Genomic DNA, 5,784 nt, shown 5'->3' with positions numbered 1-5,784 from the left:
CCCCCCCCCCCCCCCCCCCCCCCCGCCCGCCCCCCCCCCCCCCCCCCCGGCCCCCCCCCCCCCCCCCCCCCCCCCCCCCCCCCCCGGGGGGTGGGCCCCCGGCCGGCGCCCCCCCCGCGGGCGACGGGAGAAGAGGGGGACGGGACGGTGGATCAGGCCCGCGCGGGGGCCGGGGCGGCCTCGTGCCGCGCCGTCGGCGCCGCGCCAGGGGCCGCCCGTACGGGCTCGCCCGACCCGGCCGTGCGGCGTACATTGCGCCCCATGGCCCACACCGTGCGAGAGATCGAGCGGAAGTACGAGGCCGCACCGGGCGCCGCGCCGATCGACAGCGCGGCGCGGGCCGGCCTCGCCGAACTGCCCGGCGTCGCCCGCGTGGCGGAGCAGGGCGTCAGCGCACTGGACGCCACCTACTACGACACCGCCGACCAGCGGCTCGCCGCGGACGGCGTGACGCTGCGCCGCCGCACCGGCGGTTCCGACGCGGGCTGGCACCTCAAGCTCCCGGCGCTGCCTGGCGGCGTCCGGCGTTCGAGCGGCGACGCCGGCGACCTGGTCAGGGACGAGGTCCGGGCCCCGCTCGCCGACGCGCTGCCCGCCGAACTCGCCGCCCTGGCACGCTCCCGTACCCGCGCCGCCGACCTGCTGCCGCTGGTCGAACTCCGCACCCGGCGCACCGTGTGGCACCTGCTCGACGCGGCGGGCGCACGGCTCGCCGAGGTCAGCGCCGACGAGGTCAGCGCGCGCCGCACGGCAGGCGGCGCGGCCGTCCACTGGTGGGAGGTGGAGGTCGAACTGGCCGCCGGCGAAACCGCGTTGCTCGACGCCGTCGCCCATCACTTGGCCGCGCAGGGCCTGCGACCGGCCCGTACGGGGTCCAAACTGGCCCGCGCCCTGACCGAGACGGCACCCCCCACGGCGGCCGATCCGACGACACCGGCAGCGCCCCCGGACGCCGAGCGCAAGACCAGCAAGGCGCAGATCAGCAAGCCCAAGGCCGGCAAGTCCAAGGCCGGCAAACCGAAGGTCAGCAAGCCAGAGTCCAAGGGGCCCAAGAACAGCAAGTCCAAGAACAGCAAGTCCAAGGCCGGCGAGCCCGAGCACACCGACCTCACCGCCGGCGACGTGGTGCTCACCGCCGTACGTCGGCAGATCGCGGCGATCGTCGCGCTGGACCCGGCCGTACGGCTCGAAGCCCCGGACGCCGTGCACCAGATGCGGGTCGCCACCCGCCGCCTGCGCAGCGTCTTCCGCTCGTACCGCACGGTGGTGGACCGGTCGGTGACCGATCCGCTGGGCGCGGAGTTGAAGTGGCTCGCCGGCGCGCTCGGTGTGGACCGCGACCGCGAGGTGCTCACGGAGCGGCTGACCGCCGGCCTCGATGCGGTCCCGGGGCCACTGCGGCTCGGCCCGGTCAGGGCCAGGCTCGCGATCTGGTCGAGCGGCCGGCGCGCGAGCTCCCGGCAGCAGGTGGTGGAGGTGCTGGACGGGCCCCGCTACCTGGCGCTGCTGGACGAGCTCGCCGCCTTCCGGACGCCGTCTCCAGACGCCCAGCCGAACGTGCCGGACGCCCAGCCGCAGGCGACGAACGGGCAGCCGCCCCCGCCGGACGCCCCGCCGCTCTCCGCCGCCGGTCAGCCGCTGCTGCTCTCCGCCGCCGCCCGCCCGCCCCGCAAGGTGGTCCGCGCCGCGGTGCTGCGCGACGTGGAGCGGCTCGCCCGCCGGGTGGAAGCCGCGCTCGCCGAGCCCGCGGGGGCGACGCGGGACGAGGCGCTGCACGTGGCCCGCAAGGCCGCCAAGCGGGCCAGGTACGCGGCCGAGGCGGCCGAGGCGGGACTCGGCCCGGCCGCCCGGGAACTGGCCCGCCGCATGCAGCGCGTACAGCAGGTGCTCGGCGACCACCAGGACAGCGTGATGGCCCGCACCACCCTGCGCGACCTCGCCGTCCAGGCCCACGCTGCGGGCGAGTCCACCTTCACGCTCGGCCTCATCTACGGCCGCGAGGAGGCCGTGGCCGCCACCCGCGAACGCGAACTCCCGGGCGTCTGGTCCGCTGCCCTCACCCCGCCCCCGCGCAAACTGCTCTGACCTGCGCCGCCGCGATCGGCGACCCGCCCCGGCGAGCACCGGGTGAAGCGTTGCCGCGGGGCGGGTTAGGCTTGAGGGTCACCCGTCCCGCGTCGTCGGCGCAGGGGCGTGTCCCCCAGTCAGCTCACGAAGGTTCCCGGGTATGTCTGCCGAATCGGTCTTCCCGCAGCTCGAAGCTCTGCTCCCGCATGTGCAGAAGCCGATCCAGTACGTGGGTGGAGAGCTGAACTCCACCGTGAAGAAGTGGGACGAGTGTGACGTCCACTGGGCGCTCATGTATCCCGACGCCTATGAGGTCGGTCTCCCCAACCAGGGCGTCATGATCCTGTACGAGGTGCTCAACGAGCGCGACGGCGTGCTCGCCGAGCGCACCTACAGCGTCTGGCCCGACCTCGAAGAGCTGATGCGCGAGCACAAGGTGCCGCAGTTCACCGTGGACAGCCACCGCCCGGTTGCCGCCTTCGACGTCTTCGGGTTGAGCTTCTCCACCGAGCTCGGCTACACCAACATGCTCACCGCGCTCGACCTCGCGGGCATCCCGCTGGAGGCCGCGCGGCGCACCGAGGACCACCCGGTCGTCGTCGCCGGCGGGCACGCGGCGTTCAACCCGGAGCCGATCGCCGACTTCATCGACTGCGCCGTCATCGGCGACGGCGAACAGGCCGTCCTGGAGATCACCGAGATCGTCCGCGCCTGGAAGGCCGAGGGCCGCCCCGGGGGCCGCGAAGAGCTGCTGCTGCGCCTCGCCAAGACCGGCGGCGTGTACGTGCCGGGCTTCTACGACGTGGAGTACCTGCCCGACGGGCGCATCGCCCGCATGGTGCCGAACCGCTCCGGCGTGCCGTGGCGGGTCTCCAAGCACACCGTGATGGACCTCGACGAGTGGCCCTACCCCAAGCAGCCGCTGGTCCCGCTGGCCGAGACGGTGCACGAGCGGATGTCGGTCGAGATCTTCCGCGGCTGCACCCGCGGCTGCCGGTTCTGCCAGGCCGGCATGATCACCCGCCCGGTGCGCGAGCGCAGCATCACCGGCATCGGCGAGATGGTCGACCGGGGCCTGAAGGCCACCGGCTTCGAAGAGGTCGGCCTGCTCTCGCTCTCCTCGGCCGACCACACCGAGATCGGCGACATCGCCAAGGGCCTCGCGGACCGGTACGAAGAGGACAAGATCGGCCTCTCGCTGCCCTCCACCCGGGTGGACGCCTTCAACATCGACCTGGCCAACGAACTCACCCGCAACGGCCGCCGCTCCGGCCTCACCTTCGCCCCCGAGGGCGGCTCGGAGCGCATCCGCAAGGTCATCAACAAGATGGTCTCGGAAGAGGACCTGATCCGTACGGTGTCCACCGCGTACGGCAACGGCTGGCGGCAGGTGAAGCTGTACTTCATGTGCGGGCTGCCCACCGAGACCGACGAGGACGTGCTCCAGATCGGCGACATGGCGGTCAACGTGATCGCCAAGGGCCGCGAGGTCTCCAGGTCCAACGACATCCGCTGCACCGTCTCCATCGGCGGCTTCGTGCCCAAGCCGCACACCCCCTTCCAGTGGGCCCCGCAACTCTCCGTCGAGGAGACCGACGCCCGCCTGGAGAAGCTGCGCGACAAGATCCGCGGCGACAAGAAGTACGGCCGCTCGATCGGTTTCCGCTACCACGACGGCAAGCCCGGCATCGTCGAGGGCCTGCTCTCGCGCGGCGACCGGCGGGTGGGCGCGGTGATCCGCGCGGTGTACGAGGACGGCGGCCGGTTCGACGGCTGGCGCGAGCACTTCTCGTACGAGCGCTGGATGCGCTGCGCCGAGGCGACGCTGCCCGCCTTCGGCGTGGACGTCGACTGGTACACCACCCGCGAGCGCACCTACGAAGAGGTGCTGCCCTGGGACCACCTGGACTCCGGCCTGGACAAGGACTGGCTCTGGGAGGACTGGCAGGACGCGCTGGACGAGACCGAGGTGGACGACTGCCGCTGGACCCCGTGTTTCGATTGCGGCGTGTGCCCTCAGCTCGACCTCGACATTCAGATCGGCCCGACGGGCAAGAAGTTGCTGCCGTTGACCGTGGTCGGCGGCGACTCCCCGTCGTAGGCGGCGCTCGACGAGACCGGGGCCGGGCCTGTCGCCCGGCCCCGCGTTTCGACTGCGGCGGCTGCCTCCACATCGACCTGGACACGCGGATCGGCCCCCATCGGCAAGCGGCTGCCGCCGCCTACCGCGGTCGGGGCCGGACCGTCCGTCCCCCGACCGCCGTGCGGTGATCCGCCCCCGACCGAGGAGCCGCTCGCGCCCGTGCGGTGGGACGATCCGCGCCGCCGCGCGCGAGGCGGCCCCGGTGCGGTGAGCACCCCCGCCGAACCCGGCGCGAGGCCGGACCACGTACGACGCGTACCCTAGGGAGAAGGTCCACGCGCCGACCGCCGCGCCGATGCGGGGGTGGGCGGGACCCGACGACACTGGGCAGGCGACAGCCGGTGCGGCCCCCTTCGTGGGCTGGCGCTCAGGCCCGCCCGACGCAAGGAGACTTCCCCTGGGCAAGCGACAGCCCGAAGGCCCACCGCCCGCACCCGCGGTGCAGCGCATCCGACTGCGCTACACCAAGCGCGGTCGCCTCCGGTTCACCAGCCACCGCGATTTCCAGCGCGCCTTCGAGCGGGCCCTGCGTCGCGCCGAAGTCCCCATGGCGTACTCGGCGGGCTTCACCCCGCACCCCAAGGTGTCGTACGCGAACGCCGCGCCCACCGGCACCGGCAGCGAGGCCGAGTACCTGGAGATCCAGCTCGCCGAGCGGCGTGACCCGGAGCAGGTGCGGACGTTGCTCAACACCTCCCTGCCGGACGGCCTCGACATCACCGACGCCGTCGAAGCCGCCACCTCGGGGCTGGCCGACCGGTTGCAGGCGTCGGTGTGGGAACTGCGGCTCGACGGCGTCGAGCACACCGTCGCCGCGGACGCCGTGGGCGCCTTCCTGGCGGCCGAGATCGTGGAAGTACAACGCCGGACGAAAAACGGGTTGCGTACCTTCGACGCCCGTGCAGCGGTCGCCGGGTTGGAAGCGCTCCCAGGTCAGGCCGATAGGCCGGGCGTCGAAGGCTGTGCGATACTGCGGCTGGTTGTTCGGCATATGACACCTGCCGTGCGACCCGACGACGTGCTGTCCGGTCTCCGTGCAACGGCCGACCTGGCGCCGCCGGTCCCCGCTGCGGTGACCAGGCTGGCGCAGGGGCTGCTGGACGAGGAGTCCGGCACGGTGACCGATCCGCTCGCGCCCGACCGCGAGGCAGTCAAGGCCGCCCAACCAACGGCCGCCGCCACGACTGCCACGCCGGGAGTATCGCCCGCTCGCGGGGGAGCGCCGGAGGGTCCCAGCTAGGGACGGTCGTCGAAGCGCCGCTGTAGATGGGCAGCGACCCGGTTACGGCAGGCGCACTGACCAGGAGACTTTCGCCGGTGCCGAAGAGAAGGACCCGGCGAGCGAGACAACAGCTCCCGTGCGGCGCCCGCGCCCCGGATGGCGGTACCGCGCACATCACGCGGGGCCGTGGCCGGAACCAGGCGCGGCGCCCGGGAGCGCGACGGGAGAACCGCCCGCATGCTCGAACCAATTGAGCCTAACGAAACCAACGACCCCCAGGGATCGCACCGGACCGCCGGTGGCGAAGGAACGCTGGGCGACAGCCCCAGCGGCACCCTGCCGCCGCGCCGCC

At 73.5% G+C, this 5,784-nt stretch carries 3 protein-coding genes and 1 pseudogene; 3 read left to right on the top strand and 1 reads right to left on the bottom strand.

Annotation, left to right across the window (positions count from 1 at the left end):
• Positions 1 to 253, bottom strand: a pseudogene (locus AAHZ94_RS27275) (hypothetical protein); the annotation flags it as partial.
• 8 nt (positions 254 to 261) lie between these two features.
• On the opposite strand from AAHZ94_RS27275, the gene AAHZ94_RS27270 reads away from it, so the two are divergent.
• The 3 genes from AAHZ94_RS27270 to AAHZ94_RS27260 all read left to right on the top strand — a co-directional run bounded on the left by AAHZ94_RS27270 (position 262) and on the right by AAHZ94_RS27260 (position 5,450).
• Positions 262 to 2,085, top strand: a complete 1,824-nt coding sequence (locus AAHZ94_RS27270; RefSeq protein WP_349996075.1) for a CYTH and CHAD domain-containing protein — start codon at positions 262 to 264, stop codon at positions 2,083 to 2,085.
• A gap of 142 nt (positions 2,086 to 2,227) precedes the next feature.
• A complete protein-coding gene (locus tag AAHZ94_RS27265; protein ID WP_349996074.1) occupies positions 2,228 to 4,168 on the top strand; it encodes a TIGR03960 family B12-binding radical SAM protein in 1,941 nt (646 codons plus the stop codon).
• 481 nt (positions 4,169 to 4,649) lie between these two features.
• The gene (locus AAHZ94_RS27260) at positions 4,650 to 5,450 is read left to right on the top strand and encodes a TIGR03936 family radical SAM-associated protein (protein WP_349996073.1); all 801 of its coding nucleotides are present in this window, start codon (positions 4,650 to 4,652) and stop codon (positions 5,448 to 5,450) included.
• Positions 5,451 to 5,784 lie beyond the last annotated feature (334 nt).

This window comes from Streptomyces sp. HSW2009, assembly GCF_040240285.1.
Classification (GTDB): domain Bacteria; phylum Actinomycetota; class Actinomycetes; order Streptomycetales; family Streptomycetaceae; genus Streptomyces.
The sequence above is the reverse complement of the archived record's forward strand: the minus strand, read 5'-3'. Positions and strand labels throughout refer to the sequence as shown.

What these genes read in the sequence shown, in the direction of transcription:
- AAHZ94_RS27265 (WP_349996074.1), top strand. Translation starts at nt 2,228, where the DNA reads ATGTCTGCCGAATCGGTCTTCCCGCAGCTCGAAGCTCTGCTCCCGCAT.
- AAHZ94_RS27270 (WP_349996075.1), top strand. Translation starts at nt 262, where the DNA reads ATGGCCCACACCGTGCGAGAGATCGAGCGGAAGTACGAGGCCGCACCG.